Genomic DNA, 22,681 nt, shown 5'->3' with positions numbered 1-22,681 from the left:
TAAAAAAAGAGACCGCGGCTTCGGCTGCGGTCTCTTTTGCGATCTAAAGATAAAACGTGTCGTCACCGGCCGGCGGTGTTTCACTGACTTGAGCGCCGTTGCCTTGCGGCCTGGCATGTTGACGCGCCGCCACGGCCTTACAGATTTGCTGGATATCGTCGAAATTGAACGGCTTGGGCAGCAGGAAATCGACCTCATTACGCCGCGCCTTATTGAGCGCCTGGCTGATGGCCATGGGATTGTCGCGGCGCCCGGCCGTCATGATGGCGATCGGCGTCATGGGCGCCAGTTTGCGATACAGGTCCAATTGTTCCAGCGTATTGCTGTCGCCCAGGAAGACATCGAAGGCCAATAGATCCCAGCGCTGCACCTTCAATTGCGCGACGGCGCCGGCATGGTCGGAAACGCAGGTCGGGTGATAGCCGACACGTTCGAACAGCTTGCCGATGATGGCGGCCTGGGTGGCACTATCTTCGAGAATGAGAACGGTTTGGGGCATGGACGCTTTGCACAGGGGTGCCTCAAGCTAACGCAGTTAGGTTAAGGCGTGCTTTAGATCTTGCGGAAAAAGGACTATCCCTGCGCGTTGCTGCTTAAACTCCAACATATGGGTCCAGGGGCGCCCGACGAGGGTGCGCGCACCCTGGTGCACTCTGGTCAGTCATTGTCCATCTTCAACGCGGCGATAAAGGCTTCCTGCGGGATTTCGACCTTGCCGAACTGCCGCATCTTCTTCTTGCCTTCCTTCTGCTTCTCCAGCAGCTTCTTCTTCCGCGTCGCATCACCGCCATAGCACTTGGCCGTCACGTCCTTGCGCAGGGCGCGGACGGTTTCGCGGGCGATGATACGGCCGCCGATCGCCGCCTGAATCGGAATAACGAACAGGTGAGCCGGGATCAGGTCCTTCATCTTTTCGCACATGCCGCGGCCGCGCATTTCGGCGCGATCGCGGTGAACCAGCATGCTCAGCGCATCGACCGGCTCGGAATTGACCAGGATCGACATCTTGACCAGGTCGCCTTCGCGATAGTTCTCGATATTGTAATCGAAGCTGGCATAGCCCTTCGACACCGATTTCAGGCGGTCGTAGAAGTCGAACACCACTTCATTAAGCGGCAGGTTATAAACGACCATGGCGCGCGACCCGACGTAAGAGAGGTCGACCTGTTCGCCGCGGCGGTCCTGGCATAGCTTGATGACCGCGCCCAGGTAGTCGTCGGGGGTAAAGATGGTCGCCTTGATCCACGGTTCCTCGATATGGTCGATCTTGACCGGATCGGGCATATCGGCGGGATTGTGCAAATGCACGACATCGCCATTGTTCATGTAAATCTCATAGACGACGCTGGGGGCCGTGGCGATCAGGTCGAGATTGAACTCGCGCGACAACCGCTCCTGGATGATTTCCAGGTGCAGCAGCCCCAGGAACCCGCAGCGGAAGCCGAAGCCCAGGGCCGCCGAGGTTTCCATCTCATAGGTAAAGCTGGCGTCATTCAGGCGCAAACGGCCGACGGCGGCGCGCAGGTCTTCGAAATCGGCGGCGTCGACCGGGAAGATGCCGCAGAAAACGACCGGCTGGACTTCCTTGAAGCCCTTCATGGCTTCCGTGGTCGGCTTGCGTTCGTCGGTAATGGTGTCGCCGACGGCGGCGTCGGACACTTCCTTGATCTGGGCGGTGAAGAAGCCGATCTCGCCGGGCCCGAGGCTCTCGACATCGGTAGCCTTGGGCTGGAAGACGCCCAGCTTGTCGATCTTGTAGGTGGCGCCGGCGTTCATCAGCTTGACCTGCTGGCCGGGCTTCATGCGGCCGTTGAAGATGCGCACCAACACGACGACGCCGAGATAGGGGTCGTACCAGGCATCGACCAGCAGCGCCTTCAGCGGCTCGGTCTCGGAGCCCTTGGGGGCGGGCAGGCGGGTAACGATGGCTTCCAGCACGTCTTCGATGCCGAGACCCGACTTGGCCGAACACAACACGGCCTCGGACGCGTCGATACCGATGACGTCCTCGATCTGGGCGCGGATGCGCTCGGGCTCGGCGGCCGGCAGATCGATCTTGTTGAGGACGGGGACGATCTCGTGATTATTGTCGATGGCCTGATAGACATTGGCCAGGGTCTGAGCTTCCACGCCTTGCGAGGCATCGACGACCAGGATCGAGCCTTCGCACGCCGCCAATGACCGCGACACTTCATAGGCGAAGTCGACATGGCCCGGCGTGTCCATCAGGTTCAGGATATAGGTCTTGCCGTCATGCGCCGGATAGGTGAGGCGGACAGTCTGGGCCTTGATGGTGATACCGCGCTCGCGCTCGATATCCATATTGTCGAGCACCTGCTCCTTCATCTCACGCGCGGTCAACCCGCCGGTATATTGAATCAGCCGGTCGGAAAGGGTGGATTTACCGTGGTCGATATGGGCGACGATGGAGAAATTGCGGATCAGGGACAGGTCAGTGCTCATGCGACGGGCGATAGCATGATGCGGTCAGGGATGGAAGGGGATGTAGCTACCATGCGGTTTAGGAGAGCGCGATGTTAAACATGTCAAGCGTGCACTCAGGAATTGAGGCTCCCCATCCGGCGGCAAACACAAAGTTAGATAAGACCGCCTTCATCAACTTTTCACTGGCATACTGTTTCGCCTTGAGAGGGAGGAATGCGTCTCTAATTTTTGTTTCGAGTTCGTGTCCGTTCATCATTGTATACAAAGGGTTGAAATTTACGCAAAAGTTATTTACGAATTTATATTTTTTTGGGTCCGCATTACTAGTTCCCAAGACTTTCTCTGAGACGAAGTTCGCAATGATCTGCCAAGAGCTTTCATCGGCCAAGTGATCTGCTAGCGAGCGCCTCGTATCCAAGCCCATTATTTCCGCGCGATAACGTTCAGCATGATTGAAGAGTAGAAAAAAACCGACATTGACAGGATTTAGAATGGCGTTTTCCAAACTGTAATATTCCCCTGGCGCGTGGACAAGAATTTTGCCTTTTCGCCTATTTTTTCCATCCCAATCTATTATACCAAAGACCGTATGACAGCCTTCACGAACCAGATTGTCAACATTCGCTATTACGTTTGTATCGTTTCCTACGCCGTTCACCTCCCTAATGTAATTCTCAATGGATGTCTCATCTAAAGCAGAAAAGTGCTTTACTAGAAAATTTCGCAAAGTGCTTTCATCAACCTTGGCTCCGCTGGGAATAAAGGATAGTGAAATTTCAGATAAAATAAGCCTTTCACTGCGGTATAAGAAGTCAAATAATTCCTGGTAAATGAACGCATCTTTGAAGCTTTCGACGTAAATTTGCCTTCTATTATTTGACAACACTGCAACATGTTGAACCCCAAATAGCAGGTTTGAAATCGCATCATCTTTGCTTATGATCGTGGCGCTTTCAGGGGTCATATTGATAATGCTACATTCTTCGCTGCAAAGCGCTACGGTAGTAGGAGAATGAGTAGCGATTAAAATTTTACAGTTAAAACGCTCGGAAATAAGTATGAGTGTTTGATAAAGTATCTTAACCATACTTGGGTGTAGAAAGGCGTCTGGTTCATCAAATAAAATTAGTTTCGGCTTATTAAATTTCGAACCAGAGAGGGTTGCTCGATACGTATATGTCGCTAGAGCGAGGATTATTTTTTCGCCCGATGAAAGCCAAAGTTGATCAAAAGCCTTACCGGACGAGCGTGACAAAAGGGATGCCTTGTAAGAATTGTCATAGTCTCCCAGAGGCTCGCTTATATACAAATCATTCAAGAACTTCGACAATACGTCATTTAGAAAAAGCCATGGTTTTGGTCCATAAATGTTTTCAAACTCTTCTGAACTTATGTACTTTTGGTTGGAGTTTGAATTTTCATTTTTCCATATTCGGGCAGTCTCGTTTGCATTCAGTGCAGACTGATAAGTAGAGAGATTAAATGATACGTCTATTCCAGAGTAAAAATTAAATGACATGTCATGGCAAATTTGGGAAATGTCGTATTCATTTAAATTTAATATATCCTTATTATTGGCATCCGCATAAACACAAGCTGCCTCATATAAATATGTGACACTTATGTTTTCATCCCGTCCACGTCTATGCCATTTTTCATCAAATTGTGTACTGTCTAGAGAGAAATCATTTTTATTATTGAAATAAAATTTACTAAATTCATCCTTGTTTTGTATCGCGTTTTGTGTGCTCATTTCAAAATTAAGGCGCGGACGTAAATCGTCTAATTTTATTAACGTAATCTTATTTTGCTCAACCGGAACGTCGTCAATATAAGCTTGGACAGAGCCATCCACTAAGGCTTCAAGCAGTCGAGATTTTCCGGACCCATTTTTACCTACGACGAGCCCAATTGAGCTGGCGATGCCGCATGGCGCAGCCACTTTTAGCCCCTTGTAATCATTTTTCTGAACGAAAGTTAAAATCATAATGAACTCCCGTTATGACGCGTTATCCAATTCCCGCTGAGAATCAGTGCGCGACGCATTAATTTGCGGGTATAATTTACACTCCAATCAACCATAAGAAACCGAGAACTCTTTAATATTCGCAGCGGCTTATAAAATGTCGAGAATAGCTGCGAGATAGGGCCAGAATGTTGGAATGGTATCGAAAATGATCCGGGTATCACGGTGGGCAATCGCGCCACACCTTCGCTTTATATTGCGCCGCACATTGAAGCCTAACATTGTTCGGCCTACATAGCCGTGCAGAGGTTCATCATGAAAACCATTATCCTTGCACTCGCGCTCAGCCTGGCAGCTACCGGAGCCTACGCGCAAAACAGCGATCCCGAAGTGACGCGCGAATCCGTGCCGGCGCCGGTGATCACAGCCGGTACTCAGGTTTTTACGCCCGCCAACAGCGATCTGACCCTGGCCGGGGTCTATCCGCGCAAGGCACAGCTCAACGATACCGAGGGCAAGGCCGCGGTCATTTGCCAGATCGGTGAGACCGGCGACCTGACTCAGTGCGTGATCGATAGCGAAATGCCGCCGGGCCAGGGCTTCGGCAAGGCGGTCGCTATAACCATGCTGAAATGGGCGCATGTCGATACCAGCAAGGCCGGCCAAAAGCCCGGCGACTGGATGAAGCTGTCGGCATCGTGGAAGCTGCAATAGCCGCTGCTTCATAACCCTTGTCCGGGGCGATGACCCGAAGCAAAAGGGGTTTGAAACACGAATGAACACGAATGCACACGAATAAGAAGGCTCGCTACCGCTCGTGGTGATCGGGGCAACTACCGATGCTAAGATCAGAATTTAGTGTCTATCTCGAAATTCTTGCGCGCTTGCGCGCGATATATCGCTCTCTATCCGCGCTCTTCGAATTATCCGGCCTTCATGCGCCTTAACATCGCGCACCGCGAGCGGTAGCGAGCCTTCTTAATTCGTGTTCATTTGTGTTCATTCGTGTTTCAAACTCTTTTCTACCCTTGAATCCTACTGGAGCGATTTCAAATCGATCGCCTCAGCAGTCGATGACCGATGGGTATGACCGACAGCAGAAACTGCGCAAAGCCGCCCAAATAATTGGCCAATTAATTGGACAGAATTGGATGAACTTTTTTGCGACTTGAGCCGTAAAACACCATGTTCGACCCGCTTCTGTCCAAAATTACCCCCGCAATTCTGAACACTATCGCCGCCTTTGATGGCTCCAAAGGCGCCTGAAGGGCCAAAAACCCGTCCCAAAGCCCGTTTGTCCACCTTCAAACACGTCGCAATCGTCGCCGGAAGCGCCACCTGAAGGCGGCAGCCAACGCGGGGGGGGATCAAGAATATCGTGTGAACCTCCCCGCTTGCCGGGGAGGGGGACCGCGCCCGGAGGGCGTGGTGGTGGGGTTTCTGACTTACTTCCCTACTTGAACAGCTTCAAATCCGCTGCCCCGGCCACGGCCTAGAAACCGGCCGACGACACATGGAGATGATCGTCACGAGGCAATAACGGGTTGACGCCGTGACCCCAGGCGATAGAGTCGCGAGATGTTATCTCTTGATGATCCTCGCTGGAGCGAGTTCCAGCATGCCTACGGAGTCGCCGGCGATATCCCGGCCTTGCTGCGAACACTGGCTTCGTCAACGGGGCCGAACTCTGGTTATGAAGACGGGCCCTGGTTCAGCCTTTGGTCGAGTCTATGCCATCAAGGCGACGTCTATACGGCCTCCTATGTGGCGGTTCCCCACATCGTACACATTGCCAGCGAAGCGAAAGGGCCGGTCGACTTCTCATTTTTCCAATTGCCTGCGGCAATTGAGATAGCTCGCCAGACCGGGCGTGGTCCGGATATCCCTGAAGCCTATGCCGATGATTACCGTTATGCGATCGCGCAACTCGTCAAAAACGTGAGCCTCCATCGCAATGAGGCTTGGGATCAGTCAATGCTCTTGTCGGCGGCGGCAGCTCAAGCTGTGGCGAAAGGACATATCGATGTCGCTCAGGCCCTGCTGAACCTGGATGCCGACTGGATCGCAAAGATCAACAATTTCGACTTCGATTGAGCCTTCATCGGGTCGGAGCAAGGGCTTCTTTGCTACTTGAACAGCTTCAAATCCACGGCCTCGGCCATGGCCTTATACCCGGCCGGCGAAGGATGGAGATGATCACCCGAATCATAAACCGGATTAAGCCGATCCGGCTGTTGCGGATCGCGCAGAGCCATATCGAAATCGATCACTCCATCGAAACGCCCCGAACTCCGGATCCACAGATTGACCGCCTGACGGTCGGCCTCGGTGACCGGCTCAGGGTGATAATAGCCATTGCCCGTAAACGGCATGATCGTGGCGCCATAGATCACCAGCCCGTGGCTATGAGCGCGATCGATCATCTGGACATAGGCCTGCTCGATCTGCTGCACCATGGCAGAATGGTCTTCCGGCCCTACGGGCGCATCACGTGTCAATACCCCGATATCGTTGACGCCTTCCAGCACAATGACATAACGCACGCCGCTCTGGCTCAGCACGTCGCGGTCGAACCGCGCCAATGCGTTGGGCCCCAAGCCATCGAGCAGCAGGCGATTGCCACCGATCCCCAGATTCAGGACCGGCCGATGGGCATGAGGCAGAGTGTGCAGCCGGACATTCAGATCGTCGGGATAGCGCGTATTGGAGTTGGGCGTGATGCCGTAACCATCGGTGATCGAATCGCCGAAAGCAATGATTCCAGCCGTCCCGGGCTTCGCTGCCACATCGACCGCTGCAATATTGAACCAATGATTGAAGGTCTTGGCGTCGTTCAGAGTGACGTCGGCCGAATGATCACCGGCCACCAGATAGGAGGTCGTGCGCGACCCCGGATGGCCGGTCAGCATTTTCGGCGCCTCGGGGAAATACAGGCTGATGGCGATATCGCCGCCGTCGCCGGCCGTCAGCGCGATCGGATCGGAGATAAAGTCCGACCAAGGTGGGATGACGATGTCCGTGGCGCCGCCAAAGGTCACCAAGCGGTCGCTGCCGGCCACGGTCTGTGATGAATCCAGCGCCGTCGCCAAAGCGACATGAATGTCTTTCAACCGCAAAGGCTGGCTGCTCTGGCTGTTGGACAGCCGGATGCGGAACGATGTCCCGCCTTCGGCAACCCGCACGATCTGACGCAAGGTGCCATCGCCGCCATCATCGATGGGCAGGGGGCTGTCGGTGCCGGGCACCATCTGGGCCGATGCCCAGGTCGTCACCCAGTGGGGCGCAGGCGTTTTCGCCGAAACGCTGGTGGCTATGAGACTGAGAGCGGCCACAAGACCCGCGCTGACGATCCGCATGAGCTCAACTCCCTGATACCGCTAACATCTACGGCTTTTTGAATAGGGCGCGAACGCCCTTTGGACCGGAGGTTAGCGTGGAACGATCACGCGGGAAAGAAAAAAAGACCCGGGAGTGCATGGCTGCAAACCCTCCCGGGTAAGGTGGCCGAGAACGTCAGGTGCCTTGCGACTTGTGCATGTCGTGGGCAGGGTTCTGGTCGGTCGGAATATCGCCCTTATGCATGCCGGGCATGCTCGAACAGGCGGTGAGGGCGAAGGCCAGGCCAATCATGGCGGCCAGGCGTTTCGGAGTGCGGGTCATGGGATGTCCTTGGATTCGGAGCGGGGGCTGCATCCTATACGTCGTACAGACGCCGGCGGATGCGCGAATGTGCACTTGAAGCTGGCGTCTGGATGATGGCCGACGCTCCGAATGAAAATATAAAGTCAATAAAATCAATATGATAAATTATTCGGAGTGCGGAAAAGAGCGTCAAAACTGGCCATATCCACTCCGAATCCGCGGTCGGATGACTCCGGGCCGTCGAGTTTCCGGTTGACTCCCATGGCTTAAATTCTAGCATCATCTGCAACCAATTGGCTGGAGGGTGTGATGTTGAAACGCGTACTTATGATGACGGCGGCGGTGATCTGCCTGGCAGGCTCCGTTCAAGCGGCGGCGCCCACAATCAGCGGCGCCCGCATGTCCCAGGACATCAAGGTCATTTCCGGCGACGACTACACGGGCCGCGGCATCACTACGCCGGCCGAGCCCATGGTCATCAAATATGTCTCCGAAGCCTTCGCCAAGGCCGGTTTCGAGCCCGGCGGCCCGGACGGTCAATGGACCCAGGACGTCCATCTGCGCACCTTCGTGGTCAGCGACCCAAACCTCAGCCTGGCCTTCGCCGACGGTAAAACCCTGGACATCCACCAGGGCCAGGAGATCACCATCTCGACCCGCGGCACCACGAGCGATGTCGCCTTCGACAAGGCGCCCCTGGTCTTTGTCGGCTATGGCGTCACGGCCCCGGAACGTGGCTGGGACGACTTCAAGGGCCCCGACGGCCAGGACATCGACGTCAAGGGCAAGATCCTGGTCGAACTGATCAACGACCCCGACTTCGTCCAGCCGGAACTGATGACCTTCAACGGCAAGGCCATGACCTATTACGGCCGCTGGACCTACAAGTACGAAGAGGCCGCCCGCCGAGGCGCCGCCGGCGTGCTGATCATCCACGACACCGACGCCGCCAGCTATGGCTGGGACACGGTACGCAATTCCAATAATGGCAAGAAGTTCGACATCGTCCGGCCCAACCCGTCCACGGCCAGCCCCAAGCTGGAAGCCTGGATCAGCCACGACACCGCCGATGCCCTTTTCAAGGGCGCGGGGCTCGACCTGGCCGACCTGAGGATCAAGGCGCGCTCCAAGGACTTCCAGCCGGTCGAGATGAATGTCACCCTCAACGGCGGCTATAAGGTCGCGGCGTCGGAAATCGTCACCCACAATATCATCGCCCGCTTGCCCGGCACGGAACACCCGGATGAGACCGTGCTCTATTCGGGCCATTGGGACCATCTCGGCATCTGCGCCCCCGATGCCGCCGACAAGATCTGCAACGGCGCCGTCGATAACGGCACCGGTGTCGCCGCCCTGCTCGAACTGGCCCGGGCCTACGGAAAAGCGCCCAAACCCAAGCGGTCGGTCGTGATGATCGCTTTCACCGCCGAGGAAAGCGGTCTGCTGGGCTCGGAATACTATGCCTCCAACCCGGTCTATCCCTTGGGCAAGACGGTCGCCGGAATCAATATGGACGCCATGAATGTCCACGGCCGCACCAAGAACGTCGTGGTCGAAGGCGTCGGCCAATCGTCGCTCGATGATATCGTCAAGATGTATGCCGGCGAACAGGGCCGGGTGATCACCCCGGAAGAACGCCCCGAAGCCGGCGGCTTCTTCCGCTCAGACCACTTCCCTCTGGTTAAGCGCGGTGTCCCCATGTTGTCGGCGGCTTCGGGCGAAGACATGGTCAAGGGTGGCGTCGCTGCGGGTAAGGCTTTCGACGAGGACTATACCGAGCACAAATACCACCAGCCGGCCGACGAATGGTCGGCCAGCTGGGACATGGCCGGCATGGTCCAGGACGTCAGCCTGTTCTACCGTATCGGCTCGGCCCTGGCCAATTCCGACATCTGGCCGACCTGGCGCGACACCTCGGAATTCAAGGGCGCGCGCGAGACCTCCAAAGCCGACAGGCCGTAATCATGCCGCCGGTCACCTATGAAACCCTGCGCGATATCGCCATGGAGTTCCCGGGTGTCGAAGAAGCCATATCCTGGGGTATGCCCAATCTGAAGGTCGGCAAGAAGGCCTTGCTGTTCTGGAACACCGACCATAATGCCCCGGTGTTCAAGGTGCCTTTCGAGGAACGCGACTTCCTCATCGAGGCCGATCCGGAAACCTTCTTCACCACCGACCATCACCGGCCGTGGCCGTTGGTGCTGGCGCGGCCTGGTAAACTCGATGTCGCTTGGGCGCGTAACACGATCAAAAGGACCTGGCTGGCCCAGGTGCCGAAGAAAATCCTCAAGGCGTGGCAGGCGCAAAACCCATGACCGACGACCACCGCAAGGCCCTGTACCGCGAAACCATCCGGCGCTCGGTCATCAAGGACCATACCTACAAGCTGGTAAACGGCAGCTTCAGCGAATATGCCCGTCTCAAGATCGCCGTCGCCGCCACCCAGCCGGAACTGGCCGTCGCCTTCGAGAACAAGGTCAGCCGTGGCGCCATACCCGACCATCTGGTGCCCGGCGCCGAACAGGGCGTGCAATCGGTTATCGGCACCGGCGTGCTCGGTTATCCCGTGGTCGGCGTCAAGGTCAGCCTGCTCGACGGCAATTATCACGATATCGACTCATCGATCCTGACCTTTGAAAAGGCGGCGCGGACGGCGTTTCGCGACGCCCTGATCGAGGCCGGGCCGGTGGTGGTCGAACCGTTCGCTGTCGTCACCTTCGTCACGGCCGAAAAGGCCAGCAAGACAGCCATCAAGGCGCTGAAAAAATACGGCGGCCGGGTCGAGGCCGAGATGGCGCGTGCCTACGGCATCGCCATTACCGCCCTGGCGCCCTTGGCCGAAATGCCGGCCTTCGAGGCCTTCCTGAACACCGAGATCGGCGGCCGCACCAATTTCTCGGTCCGCTTCAACCACTATGAGCCCCTGGAAAGCCAGGACGGGCCCGACGATCGGCCGCTGCGGCCGTTCCCGGCGATCGCCGCCCTAAGGGCGTAATTGATACCAACGGCGAATGATTTTGCCTCATTCGCCGTTGGCAGCGGGCAAGTGCCCGCCCGAGCCGTTGCGAGGAGCCATGCGGCGCCTGAGCTGAAAAAACCTTAAGTACTGGGGCGGGATTGCGGCGGTTCACGCCGTAATGGTGACACACGCTCCTGCCATGATCTCCTATCAGGGGAAACAGGCGCGTAATGGGATATTAGTAAATCTCCCATTAACCTCAACTCCGTACAGCCAAGTAAGTTTGAGTCGAGGAGTTAACATGCAACGTCGTTCCTTCCTTCTGGCCGGTGTGGCCGCTGCCGCCACCCCCGTGATCGCCGGTCTGGCGCCGCGTATGGCGCTGGCGCAGAACTACCCGACGGAAAAGGGCGAGACTGCCGTTCCGCCGGAGGAGCAGAAGGAATACCGCTACTATTCCCGCGACGAAATCCTCCACGCTGGTTCCGATTTCCTCGGCGTGACGGTCGAGGCCCTGGGCGGCGCCCTGGAAAAGATATTCGCCGACTATGGCGATCATCCGACGGCCTATATCGCCGGTCAGGAAGCCTCAGGCGCTGTCGGCATCGGTGTCCGCTACGGCAAGGGCAATCTGTTCATGAAGGACCTGCCCGAGCCCACCCATATGTTCTGGCAAGGGCCGTCGATCGGTTTCGACACCGGCGCCAATGCCTCGCGCGTCTTTACCCTGGTCTATAATCTGCGCGAGCCGGTCTTTATGTGGCGCCGCTTCCCCGGCGTCGAAGGCTCGGCCTATTTCATCGGCGGCCTCGGCGTCACCTATCAACGCGCCGAAGGCATCGTTCTGTGCCCGATCCGCGCCGGTGTCGGCTTCCGCCTCGGCGCGAATATCGGTTATATGAGCTTCTCCAAGAAGCGCCGCATCCTGCCCCTCTAAAGATAAACCTTGCGGCCTTCGTTGGCGCTCGTTTCGCCCAACTCAAGCAAGCGCATGACAGCCAATGCGTCTTCGGCCGGAACCGGGTTCCGGCCGTTGCCGTTTATCGCCTCGGCGACGGCTTCGTAATAGGCCAAATAGTTGCCGGGCAGGCAATCTATCGGCTCGGATGGTCCAGAGGCGTCACCTTCGACCGGCGTAAACACGCCCTTGACCGGGTCATGGCCCCAGCCAGCGTCCCCCGGCGTGCGCCCGGCCTTCAGCATTTCTTCCTGGGTATCGAGGCCGTATTTGACAAAGGCGCCGCTGGCCCCCTGAACCTCCAGGTTCGGCCCGGGCGCTGCCGTCATCATCGAGGCGTGCAGGATCACGCGCAGTGGTCCGTAGCCCAGAACGGTGTGGAAATAGTCGGTGGCCGTGGCACCCGGTCTCTGGTTGGCGATATCGGCCTGAATCCAGTCGGGTCGACCGAACAAGGTCAAGGCTTGGTCCAGGAGGTGCGAGCCCAGGTCAAACCAAATGCCTGACCCCGGGCCGGCGCGCTCGCGCCAGCGATCGCGCACCACCGGCCGCAGCCGGTCGTAACGGACGATAAATTGATAGAGGTCGCCCAGCCGCGGCCGCAGGGCCTGGAAGGTCAAATGATTGCTGTCCCAACGTCGGCAATGAAAGACCGACAGCAGGCGCCTGGCGGTTTTGGCATGGTCGATGACAGCCTGGCCTTCGGCGACAGACAGGGCGAACGGCTTGTCGATGACGACATGTTTGCCGGCGGCCAGGGCCGCATGGGCCTGGGGCGCGTGCAGGTCGTTCGGCGTGGCGATGACGACCAGGTCGATCGACGGATCGGCGAGGGCGGTATCGAGATCGCTGACCGTCATGCCGGGCAGGTCGGCATGGACGTCGGCCGGGCGGCTGCTGACGACCGTCGCCAGTTCCAGGCCCTTGGCGGCGCGGATCAGCGGGGCGTGAATGGTCTTGCCGGCATAGCCGTAACCGACGAGGGCGACCTTAAGCATAGTTGAAACTCACCGAGATGCGGACGTCTTCGCCGAGATTGATCGGCACTTCGTGGCGCAGCCAGCTTTCCCATAGCAGCACGGTGCCGGGTGCCGGGGCGATACAGACGAACTGCTCGTGATCCTGACGCGGCTTGGGCTTGCGCGGCGGCGTGTTCATCAATTGCCCCAAGCGCGGATCCTCGAAACGCAGGGCGCTGGCGCCTTCGGGGATGGAGACATAGAACGTGCCGGATATGACGCTGTGCGGGTGGATATGGCCGGAATGGTGGCCAAGGTGCTCCAGGACGTTGATCCACATGCTGTCCAGCTTGAGCTTATGGCCCTTCAGGTCGTAGTCGAGCTTGTCGGCGAAGGCTGCGACATGGCCGTCCAGCAATTGGCGCAGATTGTCGAACAGGCTGGCCTGGGCCGGCAAATCATTGATTGACGCGTAGGAGGTGTAGCCGAGATAGCCCTTTTGCTGCGACCAGGTCTGGCCGGCCTCGTCTTCGTCGGCGATGGCGCGGCAGGTGTCGTCCAGCTCTTCGAGGAAATCCGCCGGCACGATCGAGTCGGCGCGGTAAATTTCGGTGACGAACAGGGGCGTGATGGTCGAGGATGTCTTGGTCATGGGCTCGTCCTACCGCCGGCGCCCGATCAGGGCAAGGTTTGTTTGGCTACGCGGCTGGGGATGACGCACAACAACAGGATCAACAGGCCGAAATAGGCGGGTGAGATGATATTGCTGTATTGATAGATGGCGGCGAAGGCATCGGTCCAGTCGGCGTCATATTGCGGCAGGTTGAGCGCACCTTCCTGAATAAGGCTGAACATCGGCGTCAGGAAGACCGGCAGGATCAGCCAGCCCGTCAGGTTCAGGTCATGCAGGCGACGCGTCACGCCGGCGACCAGAGGCCACAGGATCAGTATCACCGCCGCCAGCAGGAACAGGGCCGAACGCGGCGTGAGCACGACAGGATCGTCGTCCGGACCGGCGGTGATTTGCTGTACTGTTGCCATCAGTAGCGACACCACTAAGCACCAGGCCAGCACGCCAAGAAACGGCACGCGGGTAAGGCGGCCGAACGGCGAGAACAAGAATCGCATAGGCTTGAGCGGAGACATGTAAATACGTCTGTAAACGTATGTTCGAACATGCGCAAGCCGTTGCTGTAAAGGTTATTGCGTCGGTTGAAGGCGAAGTCAGAACAGGTCGGCGACGGCGCCTGTCGGCGTCCGGCCATCACCGCCATAGCGGTTGCTGCCCTTGGTGCCGGGGATGAAGATCAGGGCGAGATCGGTAAGAACAAGGATCGCCATCAAAATGCCCAGGGTGACGGCGTTGTAGCCTAGTGCCTGGTGCCCGAGTAAAAGGTATCCTGGCAGCGAAAAGGCGGGTGCGTGCAGATACGAAACGGCAAAATTGTTGTAGCCGGCCCAGGCGACCAAGATCAAATTCGGCGCCCCGAGGAATGCCGGCAGGCGAATATCGTGCAGGCGCCTGGCCGTCATAATGAACTTAACAGCGAAGAGGGCGAGAATGACGACATTCAAGACGACCCGCAGAACGCCACTGTTCGAGTTCCACACATTCACGAGCCCAATGAAGGCGCCATAGACCACCACCACGACTGCAAGAAATGGCAGTCTCGCCATCCGGCCCTTGGGCGAAAACAGGAAACCGAGGATAGTGACTGTCGGATTGTCCATCAGAACACATCCAAAGTGGTCAATGATTGCCGTGGATGCGGTCCGAAGCGGTTGGCGCCTTTACTGCCGGGCAAAAAAGCCAGGATAAGAATGAGCAGACCGAGGTAAATGGTCGAGCCGAGATTGATGTACGAGCCGACATACAACATGTCGACGCCGCGAATATAGAGTATGCCGATGGCCGTTCCTATAATCGCTACGAAAGGCAAAAAACGGGGCAAGGCGATCAAACCTGTGACATTACAGTCATGAAGACGCTTTACGAGAACTGCGAACACCGGCCACAGGAACACCAATTTAATCAAGCCTATAACGCTGGCATAAACAATTGCATCATCAATGGATGTACCCTGTGCTACCGGTCGCAAATGACGCCAGCCGTACATGATGATGTCCGTCGCCGCCTCAACCGGCAAGACGAACCACCAGATGGCTCGCCGCGAGACACGGCCCTTCAGCGAGAAGAAAAAGCGCCAGAAACGAAATGGCGGTATGGACGACGGCATGGCTCCCCCTGGCTTAGCTGGGGCAAGCTACCACCGTCGCCAGTCTCAGTCTACCGTCGGGCAGTCGCCGGCCAGCTTACGCTGATAGGCGTCGACCAGGGCCGTGTAGGGCGGCACGAAGGCGTTGGCCGTCAACTGTGTACCGTCGCCCATGGTTTCGGCCTGGGCGATACGAACCTCGAAGTGCAAGTGGATAGTCGTATATTGCTGGACGCCGTTCGACACGCCGAGATTGTTGGACACCAGGCCCAGCTTTTGGCCGCGCACAACGTGGTCGCCGACCGCCACATGGATCGAGCTCTTCAGCATGTGCAGGTAGCGATAGATGCGGTGTGGGCTGCCGCTGCCGGTCATGGCGACCGTATAGGAGCCGATCTGGGTAATGACGCCGTCTTCGGCCGCCACGGCCCAATAGGTGTCCTTTTTACAGGTCGACGGACGGATATCCTGGCCTTGGTGGCCGGTGCCGGCGACGCAGACCGGATTGTTCCACTGCGAGCGGCTTTCGCAGAAATTGTCCTTCCACGGATAGCTGTAATTGGCGGCATCGCATTGCGATCCATGATTGCTGGCCGAAACCGTCGGATAGTGGTCGCCGCCGGGACCATAGACCTGGCTGTTGGCGTAGTCGGGAGTCTGGGCCAGCGGGAAACAGATCCCCGGCGCCCAATTGCTGGTGTCGGTATAGCCGGAGCCGGAATTGGCGACCAACTGCGTCGCCGGATTATGCGGAAAATCAACCATGGCCACCGAAGAGCTCTCGGCGGAAGATTCGGTTACGCTTTCCGAGGCTGCGGATTCTTCCGAAACGGCGGCAGAAGACACGCTGGCATCGACTGAACTGCTGCCGTTGCCGTCGGATGTCGTCGGGGTACAGGCATTGAAGGCCAGAAGTGCCAGGAGCGGGGCGAGGGGGGCTAAACGGCGCATGGCTTTAGTTCCCCTTCGTCATACGGTTGAAGGCATTCGACACCTGATCAATCAGATTCGGGCTGGCGGCCGGTATCACGGCATTGGCCTCGGCCTGGGCCTGACTGCCCATGGTCACGTCGTCGAACTGAGCGACCGCCTGACGGATAAAGCTGTCGGTCTGGCAGTCGGGCGCGTTGATGTCGTCGCAAGAGACGTCGACGCTGTAGACGACGCCATAGCGTGTAAAGGTCGCCGTCCAGCCGTCTTCCATCCGGCTGATGCGCACATCTTCCGCGACGCTGAGCAGGCGCGCCACGGGCCGCTTAGACACCGCGCCGCCATCCGCCGGGACAAAGGAGCGATTGCCGTAGCTGGTGATCTGCATGCCGTTTTTCTGCGGCATGTTGAGCGCGTAGGCGTCGCCAAAACTGACCAGTTTGGCCTGGGCGGTGTCAACCATGCCGCCATCGCGCGGCAGGATGACGGGCAGGCGGGTTTTGTCGAGTTCAGGACGTGGCAAGCGTGTCGCGAAACCGCCGGTTTTGCGCATGGTGCGCATTTTATTCGATTGGTCGACGGCGCCCTGCCACTGAACCTTGGCGGGCGGCAATGGCCGCCGGAGCAGGATCGGACGGCCGAATAAGGTATCGCCGCGGAAGGTTTGTTTGGCAACGGGTTGGGCCGCGATGCGGGCCGGCGCCGTGGTTGTGGCGTCGCTGCCTGTGACGGCCTGCGCCTTATAGGTGTCGTAGGCGATCGGGCCGTTGGGAGTGATGTCGGCGGCGGTTGCCTGAGCCGCAGGAGCCTCGGCGGTATCCTTTGTCGTATCCTGGGCCTGCGACACCAGGACGACGCCGGTGCCGCTGACGATGGCTATCGTCACGCCAAGCGCAGCGAAGCGGCCTAAGCCGCTCAATTTCTTTGGATTTTTGGACACGTGGGTCGGCCTCCCTGAACAGCTTGCCGAAGTTAACAGAAGGTTAACGTCTTGTCACGAGGCTGTGTTCAGGGAGGACCGAGAGTTTGCCGGTGTGTTACTTTTCCAACTCAAACGTCGCCGATACCTGGACGCTGAGCTGTAATTCGCCGGCAGCGACCGGCGTCGAGGCATCGGCAGATTTTTCAGCGCGCGCAAACATCATCGGCTGCGGCGGTTGATAGGACTGGTCGCTTTCCGACAGGGTCAGGATGCGCTTGACATGCATGCCGGTGGCCTGGGCGTAGAGCTCGGCGCGCGCCATCAAGGTCTTGACCGCCGATTGGCGCGCCTGATCCTTAAGCGCGTCGTCGTTTTTCAAACCGAAATTGATCGAGTCGATCTGGTTGATGCCGGCCTTGATGACCGTGTCGATGACCGGGCCGGTCTGGCTGAGGTCATTGATGCGCACGGTGATCTGGTTTTGCGCCTGATACCCTGTCAATCGTGGATGCTGGCCGTCGGTATAGTCGTACTGCGGGCTGAGATTGAGGCTGGACGTCTGGATGTCCTTGTCGGCGATACCTGCCGATTTGAGTGAGGCCATCACGGCATTCATGCGGATATTATTGGCCTTCATGGCGTCGGACGCCGTCTTGCCCTGACTGACCACGGCGAAGTTGATGGTCGCCTTGTCGGGCGCGGCGCTGACCTCACCCGAAGCCGAAAGCGACAGCGTCGTCGGAGCCGGCGCCATCATCATGGTCATGGTGGCCGGGGGCATAGCCGTCTGGGCCGACGCCATCATGGGGACGGCCATCAGGCCGGCCGCAACGGCGGTCAAGGCCAATGAACGGAAAAGCGAGGTCTTGGAGGGCATTGGAGTTGTCTCTCTGTATGAAGTATGGCAGCAGGGTTTGCGCGCCGTTCGGATCATTACAGGCCGCAATGACGGCGCATGTGAGGCCATGTCACGGCTGTAACTTGGTGACAGGGTATTACCCCGCGCATGAATGGCGCCTGAATGCGAAACTTACATGAAAACGGACTTTAAATCGGTGGGCGTGCATGATAGTCACGCGTCTCCCCGCGATGCCACAATGGGGGCGAGTAGCTCAATGGTTAGAGCCGACCGCTCATAACGGTCTGGTTGGGGGTTCGAGTCCCTCCTCGCCTACCAAACTCGGCAAAGTTAAGCCGTAGCCGGTTGGGCTGTTTTCGGGCGGACGATGATCAATACGGCAAATGAGGCGATCAGGCACAGGCTGCCGGCGATCAGGAAGGCCGGCAAATAGCTGAGATAGGTCGTGCGGATATAGCCGGCGGTAAAGGCTATTCCAGCGGCGCCGAGTTGGTGACCGGCAAAGATCCAGCCGAAAACGACGCCGGCCTTTTCGCGGCCGAACTTCTCCGCCGTCAGTTTCAGCGTGGGCGGCACGGTGGCGATCCAGTCCAAGCCATAAAAGACCGCAAAGGGCGACAGGCCCCACAGGGTGAAATCGGCATGCGGCAGATAGAGTAGGGACAATCCGCGCAGGCCGTAATACCAGAACAACAGCCAGCGGGAATCGACCCGGTCCGACAGCCAGCCCGAACCGATCGTGCCGATAAAATCGAACACACCCATCATGGCCAGAACGCTGGCGGCGGTGACGGCAGCCAGGCCGTAATCACCGCATAACGAAACGAAATGGGTTTGGATCAGACCATTGGTACTGGCGCCGCAGACAAAGAACGTACCGAACAGTATCCAGAATGTGCGTGTTTTGGCAGCCTCGCGCAGCATGGCGATCGGCGACAAGGTATTGACCGGCGCCGGCGGGGCGGCCTCGGTTTCTCCATAGGGAAAAAGGCCGAGATCGGTCGGCCGGTCCCGCAGCAGAAGCAGCACGGCCACCAGGGCGAGCGCCAGCAGACCGCAAACCAGCATCAGCGCAACACGCCAGCCATAGGTTTCCGACAGCTTGGCGACGAACGGCAGAAAGGCCAGTTGTCCGGTAGCGGAACTGGCGGTCAATAGGCCGATGACCAAGCCGCGGCGGTGGGTAAACCACCGCGTGGCGACCGTAGCGCCCAGGACGATCGCGGTCATGCCCGCGCCGATACCGACGAACAGACCCCAAAACAGCACCAGCTGCCACATCTCGCGCATCAGCATGGATGCACCCAACCCGGCCAGGATCAGGGTGAGGGCGCCGGCAACGACGCGCTTCAAGCCGAACCTCAGCATCAATCCGGCGGCAAACGGGGCAATCAGGCCGAAGAGAACCAGTCGAAGGGCCAGGGCGCCAGAGATCTCCGCCGTCGTCCAATGGAACTCCTTTTCCAGCGGGGGCATAAGCACGCCCGGGGCACCGAGTGCACAGGCGGTCGTCAGCATGACCAGGAAGGTCACGGCGACCATGACCCAGCCATAGTGGATATTGCGGCGTGCCAGGTTGGCGGCAAGGACGGTGGAAACCATGGTCGATCCATTTTATATGATAATGATCATGATTGCATTTATGATGGTCATCCTGTATAGTCAAGGATGATTTGAGGAATGGCTATGAAAACATCGCGTGCCACTGTGGAAGCCAACCGTGAAAAGCTCCTGACTGCGGCGGCCGAAGGCTTTCGCCGCAAGGGTTTCGACGGCTTCAAGGTCGCCGACATCATGCACGAGGCTGGGCTGACCCACGGCGGCTTTGCGACCTATTTCGCGTCCAAGGACGATCTGGCGGCCCAGGCCTGTGATGCCTCGCTGAAGCGCCAAGCGCAGCGACTGCGTGACCGTAACGAGTCACTCGACGCCTATATTGACCGCTACTTGTCGACAAAGAACCGCGATCAGCCGGGCCAGGCCTGTATGTTCCCATCCCTGGCCGCCGAGGTTTCACGCCAGTCGGAACCGGTGCGGCGGGTATTTACCGAGGGACTGAAAGACTATCTCGAGGCTTTGGATGAACTGGCCGAAGGGGAGGGGATTTCTGTGCTTTCGACACTGGTCGGGGCGATGGTGCTGGCGCGGGCCAGCGATGACGAAGATTTGTCGGACCGGATATTAGCTGAAGCTGGGAAACTATTGAAAAGGCAAGGTAAGTAAGAGCATTATCCGCAGATTGCGCAGATTACGCAGATTAAGCGGGACGCTACCGCGTCCCAGCTGTGTCCCCCACAGGCGTCCAATAAACCGAAGCGAAGCGTCACAGGAAATTTATAGACGCTCAGCGTCGGAGGCAGGTCCGATAGCGGCGCAGCTTGAGGGACGCGGTAACGTCCCGCTTAATCTGCGTAATCTGCGGATAAAGCCCTTATTTTTAGGTGGCGGCGCGCTCGATCATACCGACGGGTATCAATGTAATCAAGATTGATCACAACTTGCGATGCCGGCGCATCCAGGCCGCTGCATAACCGCAGATCGGCACGACGGCGTAACCCTTCTGGGCGGCAATCGTCATGATGCCCTCCATCAGATTGCCGGCGGCGCCGGTTCCGCGCAGCGGCACGGGCGACTCGACATAGTCGATATAAAGGGTGTCATCGGCGACGCGGTAATCGGCGAAGGCCGTATCGCCGTCCACGGCCAACTCGAAACGATGGGCGTCGATATTGTCTGTCACGGCCATGGAGCTCTCCTTGAGTCTTCGTCCTCGACATATGGGGGCATCACCATAAAGGCGCAATTCCGAATGGCGGGTTTGCCGGTTACATGGTCGGAGCCGGCGGCCCGCCGGTTTTTATTTGCACCTGTGGACATTTTTCGCCACAGGGGTGTCAAAATCGTCTGTCAGTCTGTAATCTTGCGCCTGCCTAAAGGGGAATCAGGCTTAACTCATTTTTTTACTGGCGGTATCGCCAAGGACAAACCCATGCAGGATAAGGATCGTGGCACCTATTCGCCGCCGACCGAAGACAATCTGAGCTATGAAACGCGGCGCACGGCGTCGCGCGATCAGGCGCCCTTGACCCTGATCATCAGCGGTATCGTCCTGGTCGTCGTCCTTTTGGTCGCTGTGCTGCTCTATAATGCCGGCTTTGCCAATCACAACAAGGTCGTGCCGGAAGTCGGCGACAGCCTGGGCGATTTCAAGGACGGCAAGGTGACCGATGCCCAACCGCTCGACGACAACGACCTGACCGATGGTTCTGACGCCAGCGGCGCCGCCAAGTTCGCGCCTGGCACCGAAAGCCCGGGTATACGCAGCGCCACGGCCGACGACCAAAATCTGGCGCCGGCGCCCGTCGCGCCCATCCAGGGCGGGCTGCCGTCGCAAACCGACGCCACGCCGGTACCGGGCGCTGTCGCCGCGGCGTCCTCATCCGTTTCCGCCTCGGTTGCCGCCAAGCCGGTCGTGACCGCGCCGGTCGTTGCCAAGCCGGTCGCGGCTTCGGGGACGGCTTCCGTCCAGATCGGCGCCTTTACGTCTCAGGATATCGCCAACGGCGAATATGCCAAGGTTGCGTCGTCCTACGGTCTGTTCGTCGGCGGCGCCGGCAAGAAGATCGAAAAGGTCGAAACCGCCAGCGGCACCTTCTATCGCACAGCCTTTACGGGCCTGAGCGTCGACAAGGCGAAATCCTTCTGCTCGGCGCTGAAGGCCGCCGGCCATGACTGTATCGTTCGCTAACGGTGGGCAAGTCGTCTATCCGCGCCTGTATCTTCGGCTGCAGCGGTCTTGAGCTGACGGCCGAAGAGCGCGACTTCTTCCGCGCTCACCAACCGCTCGGCTTTATCGTCTTCCGCCGCAATATCGACAACCCGGAGCAGTTGAAGACGCTTGTCGATGCGCTGAAAGCCTGCGTCGACCATGAGCCCCTGGTCCTGATCGACCAGGAAGGCGGCCGCGTTCGCCGTCTGCGTCCGCCGCATTGGCCGGATTATCCGCCGGCGGCGCGTTTCGCCGAAATCGGCAATGATGCCGGCGAACAACGCGAACTGGTGCGTCTCGGCGCCCGTTTGATGGCGCATGACCTGCATGTGCTGGGTATCAATGTAGATTGCGCCCCCGTGCTCGACGTGCCGCAACCGGGCGCCCACGATATTATCGGCGATCGCGCTTATGGCCGGACCGCCCAGGATGTGGCGATCATGGGCCGTGCCGCCTGCGAAGGCCTGCTGGCGGGCGGTGTGCTGCCGGTCATCAAGCATATTCCCGGTCACGGACGGGCAGGGGCTGACTCGCACACCGACCTGCCGCGCGTTGACACGCCGCTGGAACAACTGGTCGAGATCGATTTCTATCCGTTCCAGGTCAATGCCGACATGCCGATCGCGATGACAGCGCATGTTCTGTACGATGCCATCGACAAGAAACGGCCGGCTACGACCTCGAAAAAATGCATCACGGTCATCCGCGAAGGCATGGGTTTCGACGGCCTTCTGGTCTGTGACGACCTGTCGATGAATGCCTTATCCGGTGCGCTCAATAAGCGCGCCCGCGACAGCCTGAAGGCCGGCTGCGATGTCCTCCTGCACTGTAACGGCGAGATGGATCAGATGGTGCAGATTGTCGCCGAGGCGCCCAGGCTGAAGGGCCAGGCCCTGCGCCGCACCGAAGCCGCCTTTGCGCGTATCCTGCGTTCGCCGGAGCCGCTCGACCCGGCGGCGGCGCGGGCCCGTTTCGACGCTGCCCTGGCACGCGCCGGCGCCATGGAAGTGCGGGCCGATCCGACCGAAGGCCATTCTTCCACGGTCGCACCATAGG

Annotated in this window: 24 protein-coding genes and 1 tRNA gene; 10 read left to right on the top strand and 15 right to left on the bottom strand. The window is 58.5% G+C overall.

Annotated features, from left to right (window positions below; all coding sequences use genetic code 11):
- Positions 1-43: 43 nt before the first annotated feature.
- The 3 genes from AC1DX3_RS03230 to AC1DX3_RS03220 all read right to left on the bottom strand — a co-directional run bounded on the left by AC1DX3_RS03230 (position 44) and on the right by AC1DX3_RS03220 (position 4,432).
- Positions 44-499 (bottom strand): response regulator, encoded by a 456-nt coding sequence (locus AC1DX3_RS03230; RefSeq protein WP_476987789.1) that lies wholly within the window; start codon positions 497-499, stop codon positions 44-46.
- Positions 500-657: 158 nt separating this feature from the next.
- Positions 658-2,463: a translation elongation factor 4 gene (gene lepA / locus AC1DX3_RS03225; protein ID WP_476987788.1), complete on the bottom strand. Its 1,806-nt coding sequence runs from the start codon at positions 2,461-2,463 to the stop codon at positions 658-660.
- Positions 2,464-2,521: 58 nt separating this feature from the next.
- Positions 2,522-4,432 carry an ATP-binding protein gene (locus AC1DX3_RS03220; protein WP_476987787.1) on the bottom strand — a complete coding sequence of 637 codons (1,911 nt, stop codon included), beginning with the start codon at positions 4,430-4,432 and terminating at the stop codon, positions 2,522-2,524.
- A gap of 294 nt (positions 4,433-4,726) precedes the next feature.
- Between AC1DX3_RS03220 and AC1DX3_RS03215 the strand changes: the two genes are divergently transcribed.
- Positions 4,727-5,125 carry an energy transducer TonB gene (locus tag AC1DX3_RS03215; RefSeq protein ID WP_476987786.1) on the top strand — a complete coding sequence of 133 codons (399 nt, stop codon included), beginning with the start codon at positions 4,727-4,729 and terminating at the stop codon, positions 5,123-5,125.
- Between the two features lie 864 nt (positions 5,126-5,989).
- On the top strand, positions 5,990-6,505 hold the full coding sequence (locus AC1DX3_RS03210; RefSeq protein WP_476987785.1) for a hypothetical protein: 516 nt from the start codon (positions 5,990-5,992) through the stop codon (positions 6,503-6,505).
- 32 nt (positions 6,506-6,537) lie between these two features.
- Here the strand turns inward: AC1DX3_RS03210 and AC1DX3_RS03205 are convergent, their stop codons facing one another.
- On the bottom strand, positions 6,538-7,767 hold the full coding sequence (locus AC1DX3_RS03205) for an SGNH/GDSL hydrolase family protein (protein WP_476987784.1): 1,230 nt from the start codon (positions 7,765-7,767) through the stop codon (positions 6,538-6,540).
- Between the two features lie 157 nt (positions 7,768-7,924).
- Positions 7,925-8,071 (bottom strand): hypothetical protein, encoded by a 147-nt coding sequence (locus AC1DX3_RS03200; RefSeq protein ID WP_476987783.1) that lies wholly within the window; start codon positions 8,069-8,071, stop codon positions 7,925-7,927.
- A 291-nt stretch (positions 8,072-8,362) separates the two neighbouring features.
- Here AC1DX3_RS03200 and AC1DX3_RS03195 point away from each other — a divergent pair, with 291 nt between their 5' ends.
- The 4 genes from AC1DX3_RS03195 (at position 8,363) to AC1DX3_RS03180 (ending at position 11,949) form a co-directional block, all read left to right on the top strand.
- Positions 8,363-10,015: a M28 family metallopeptidase gene (locus AC1DX3_RS03195; RefSeq protein WP_476987782.1), complete on the top strand. Its 1,653-nt coding sequence runs from the start codon at positions 8,363-8,365 to the stop codon at positions 10,013-10,015.
- Positions 10,016-10,017: 2 nt separating this feature from the next.
- Positions 10,018-10,368, top strand: coding sequence for an MmcQ/YjbR family DNA-binding protein (locus AC1DX3_RS03190; protein ID WP_476987781.1), 351 nt, complete (start codon positions 10,018-10,020; stop codon positions 10,366-10,368).
- On the top strand, positions 10,365-11,048 hold the full coding sequence (locus AC1DX3_RS03185) for a hypothetical protein (protein WP_476987780.1): 684 nt from the start codon (positions 10,365-10,367) through the stop codon (positions 11,046-11,048). The genes AC1DX3_RS03190 and AC1DX3_RS03185 overlap by 4 nt, the downstream gene beginning before the upstream one ends.
- A gap of 265 nt (positions 11,049-11,313) precedes the next feature.
- Positions 11,314-11,949: a DUF1134 domain-containing protein gene (locus AC1DX3_RS03180; RefSeq protein WP_476987779.1), complete on the top strand. Its 636-nt coding sequence runs from the start codon at positions 11,314-11,316 to the stop codon at positions 11,947-11,949.
- On the opposite strand, the gene AC1DX3_RS03175 is transcribed toward AC1DX3_RS03180, so the two are convergent.
- The 8 genes from AC1DX3_RS03175 to AC1DX3_RS03140 form a co-directional block, all read right to left on the bottom strand.
- Entirely contained in the window at positions 11,946-12,968 is a 1,023-nt protein-coding gene (locus AC1DX3_RS03175; RefSeq protein ID WP_476987778.1) for an oxidoreductase, read from the bottom strand. The two genes, AC1DX3_RS03180 and AC1DX3_RS03175, sit on opposite strands and share 4 nt — an antisense overlap.
- Positions 12,961-13,581: a TIGR02466 family protein gene (locus tag AC1DX3_RS03170; protein ID WP_476987777.1), complete on the bottom strand. Its 621-nt coding sequence runs from the start codon at positions 13,579-13,581 to the stop codon at positions 12,961-12,963. The genes AC1DX3_RS03175 and AC1DX3_RS03170 overlap by 8 nt, the downstream gene beginning before the upstream one ends.
- A gap of 26 nt (positions 13,582-13,607) precedes the next feature.
- Complete coding sequence (locus tag AC1DX3_RS03165; protein WP_476987776.1) at positions 13,608-14,075, bottom strand: DUF805 domain-containing protein; 468 nt, start codon at positions 14,073-14,075, stop codon at positions 13,608-13,610.
- A 78-nt stretch (positions 14,076-14,153) separates the two neighbouring features.
- The gene (locus AC1DX3_RS03160) at positions 14,154-14,660 is read right to left on the bottom strand and encodes a DUF805 domain-containing protein (RefSeq protein WP_476987775.1); all 507 of its coding nucleotides are present in this window, start codon (positions 14,658-14,660) and stop codon (positions 14,154-14,156) included.
- On the bottom strand, positions 14,660-15,166 hold the full coding sequence (locus AC1DX3_RS03155) for a DUF805 domain-containing protein (RefSeq protein ID WP_476987774.1): 507 nt from the start codon (positions 15,164-15,166) through the stop codon (positions 14,660-14,662). Before AC1DX3_RS03155 ends, AC1DX3_RS03160 begins: the two co-directional genes overlap by 1 nt.
- Positions 15,167-15,211: 45 nt before the next feature.
- Positions 15,212-16,096 (bottom strand): M23 family metallopeptidase, encoded by an 885-nt coding sequence (locus AC1DX3_RS03150; protein ID WP_476987773.1) that lies wholly within the window; start codon positions 16,094-16,096, stop codon positions 15,212-15,214.
- A gap of 4 nt (positions 16,097-16,100) precedes the next feature.
- Entirely contained in the window at positions 16,101-17,015 is a 915-nt protein-coding gene (locus AC1DX3_RS03145) for a hypothetical protein (RefSeq protein ID WP_476987772.1), read from the bottom strand.
- Positions 17,016-17,112: 97 nt separating this feature from the next.
- A complete protein-coding gene (locus AC1DX3_RS03140; protein ID WP_476987771.1) occupies positions 17,113-17,874 on the bottom strand; it encodes an SIMPL domain-containing protein in 762 nt (253 codons plus the stop codon).
- Positions 17,875-18,098: 224 nt separating this feature from the next.
- Between AC1DX3_RS03140 and AC1DX3_RS03135 the strand changes: the two genes are divergently transcribed.
- Positions 18,099-18,174: transfer RNA gene (locus AC1DX3_RS03135), tRNA-Ile, on the top strand.
- A gap of 12 nt (positions 18,175-18,186) precedes the next feature.
- Here AC1DX3_RS03135 and AC1DX3_RS03130 read toward each other — a convergent pair.
- Positions 18,187-19,458, bottom strand: coding sequence for an MFS transporter (locus AC1DX3_RS03130; protein WP_476987770.1), 1,272 nt, complete (start codon positions 19,456-19,458; stop codon positions 18,187-18,189).
- Between the two features lie 84 nt (positions 19,459-19,542).
- On the opposite strand from AC1DX3_RS03130, the gene AC1DX3_RS03125 reads away from it, so the two are divergent.
- Positions 19,543-20,079 carry a TetR/AcrR family transcriptional regulator gene (locus tag AC1DX3_RS03125; protein WP_476987769.1) on the top strand — a complete coding sequence of 179 codons (537 nt, stop codon included), beginning with the start codon at positions 19,543-19,545 and terminating at the stop codon, positions 20,077-20,079.
- Positions 20,080-20,347: 268 nt separating this feature from the next.
- Here AC1DX3_RS03125 and AC1DX3_RS03120 read toward each other — a convergent pair whose 3' ends face one another.
- Positions 20,348-20,602, bottom strand: a complete 255-nt coding sequence (locus tag AC1DX3_RS03120) for a GNAT family N-acetyltransferase (protein WP_476987768.1) — start codon at positions 20,600-20,602, stop codon at positions 20,348-20,350.
- 243 nt (positions 20,603-20,845) lie between these two features.
- Between AC1DX3_RS03120 and AC1DX3_RS03115 the strand changes: the two genes are divergently transcribed.
- Positions 20,846-21,604, top strand: a complete 759-nt coding sequence (locus tag AC1DX3_RS03115; RefSeq protein ID WP_476987767.1) for an SPOR domain-containing protein — start codon at positions 20,846-20,848, stop codon at positions 21,602-21,604.
- 2 nt (positions 21,605-21,606) lie between these two features.
- Positions 21,607-22,680: a beta-N-acetylhexosaminidase gene (gene nagZ, locus AC1DX3_RS03110; RefSeq protein ID WP_476987766.1), complete on the top strand. Its 1,074-nt coding sequence runs from the start codon at positions 21,607-21,609 to the stop codon at positions 22,678-22,680.
- Position 22,681: the final 1 nt, after the last annotated feature.

It is taken from the genome of Asticcacaulis sp. P2_B1, from assembly GCF_056404915.1.
This window is presented reverse-complemented; position numbering and strand designations above follow the sequence as displayed.

What these genes read in the sequence shown, in the direction of transcription:
- AC1DX3_RS03230 (WP_476987789.1), bottom strand. Translation starts at nt 499, where the DNA reads ATGCCCCAAACCGTTCTCATTCTCGAAGATAGTGCCACCCAGGCCGCC.
- lepA (WP_476987788.1), bottom strand. Translation starts at nt 2,463, where the DNA reads ATGAGCACTGACCTGTCCCTGATCCGCAATTTCTCCATCGTCGCCCAT.
- AC1DX3_RS03220 (WP_476987787.1), bottom strand. Translation starts at nt 4,432, where the DNA reads ATGATTTTAACTTTCGTTCAGAAAAATGATTACAAGGGGCTAAAAGTG.
- AC1DX3_RS03215 (WP_476987786.1), top strand. Translation starts at nt 4,727, where the DNA reads ATGAAAACCATTATCCTTGCACTCGCGCTCAGCCTGGCAGCTACCGGA.
- AC1DX3_RS03210 (WP_476987785.1), top strand. Translation starts at nt 5,990, where the DNA reads ATGTTATCTCTTGATGATCCTCGCTGGAGCGAGTTCCAGCATGCCTAC.
- AC1DX3_RS03205 (WP_476987784.1), bottom strand. Translation starts at nt 7,767, where the DNA reads ATGCGGATCGTCAGCGCGGGTCTTGTGGCCGCTCTCAGTCTCATAGCC.
- AC1DX3_RS03200 (WP_476987783.1), bottom strand. Translation starts at nt 8,071, where the DNA reads ATGACCCGCACTCCGAAACGCCTGGCCGCCATGATTGGCCTGGCCTTC.
- AC1DX3_RS03195 (WP_476987782.1), top strand. Translation starts at nt 8,363, where the DNA reads ATGTTGAAACGCGTACTTATGATGACGGCGGCGGTGATCTGCCTGGCA.
- AC1DX3_RS03190 (WP_476987781.1), top strand. Translation starts at nt 10,018, where the DNA reads ATGCCGCCGGTCACCTATGAAACCCTGCGCGATATCGCCATGGAGTTC.
- AC1DX3_RS03185 (WP_476987780.1), top strand. Translation starts at nt 10,365, where the DNA reads ATGACCGACGACCACCGCAAGGCCCTGTACCGCGAAACCATCCGGCGC.
- AC1DX3_RS03180 (WP_476987779.1), top strand. Translation starts at nt 11,314, where the DNA reads ATGCAACGTCGTTCCTTCCTTCTGGCCGGTGTGGCCGCTGCCGCCACC.
- AC1DX3_RS03175 (WP_476987778.1), bottom strand. Translation starts at nt 12,968, where the DNA reads ATGCTTAAGGTCGCCCTCGTCGGTTACGGCTATGCCGGCAAGACCATT.
- AC1DX3_RS03170 (WP_476987777.1), bottom strand. Translation starts at nt 13,581, where the DNA reads ATGACCAAGACATCCTCGACCATCACGCCCCTGTTCGTCACCGAAATT.
- AC1DX3_RS03165 (WP_476987776.1), bottom strand. Translation starts at nt 14,075, where the DNA reads ATGTCTCCGCTCAAGCCTATGCGATTCTTGTTCTCGCCGTTCGGCCGC.
- AC1DX3_RS03160 (WP_476987775.1), bottom strand. Translation starts at nt 14,660, where the DNA reads ATGGACAATCCGACAGTCACTATCCTCGGTTTCCTGTTTTCGCCCAAG.
- AC1DX3_RS03155 (WP_476987774.1), bottom strand. Translation starts at nt 15,166, where the DNA reads ATGCCGTCGTCCATACCGCCATTTCGTTTCTGGCGCTTTTTCTTCTCG.
- AC1DX3_RS03150 (WP_476987773.1), bottom strand. Translation starts at nt 16,096, where the DNA reads ATGCGCCGTTTAGCCCCCCTCGCCCCGCTCCTGGCACTTCTGGCCTTC.
- AC1DX3_RS03140 (WP_476987771.1), bottom strand. Translation starts at nt 17,874, where the DNA reads ATGCCCTCCAAGACCTCGCTTTTCCGTTCATTGGCCTTGACCGCCGTT.
- AC1DX3_RS03130 (WP_476987770.1), bottom strand. Translation starts at nt 19,458, where the DNA reads ATGGTTTCCACCGTCCTTGCCGCCAACCTGGCACGCCGCAATATCCAC.
- AC1DX3_RS03125 (WP_476987769.1), top strand. Translation starts at nt 19,543, where the DNA reads ATGAAAACATCGCGTGCCACTGTGGAAGCCAACCGTGAAAAGCTCCTG.
- AC1DX3_RS03120 (WP_476987768.1), bottom strand. Translation starts at nt 20,602, where the DNA reads ATGGCCGTGACAGACAATATCGACGCCCATCGTTTCGAGTTGGCCGTG.
- AC1DX3_RS03115 (WP_476987767.1), top strand. Translation starts at nt 20,846, where the DNA reads ATGCAGGATAAGGATCGTGGCACCTATTCGCCGCCGACCGAAGACAAT.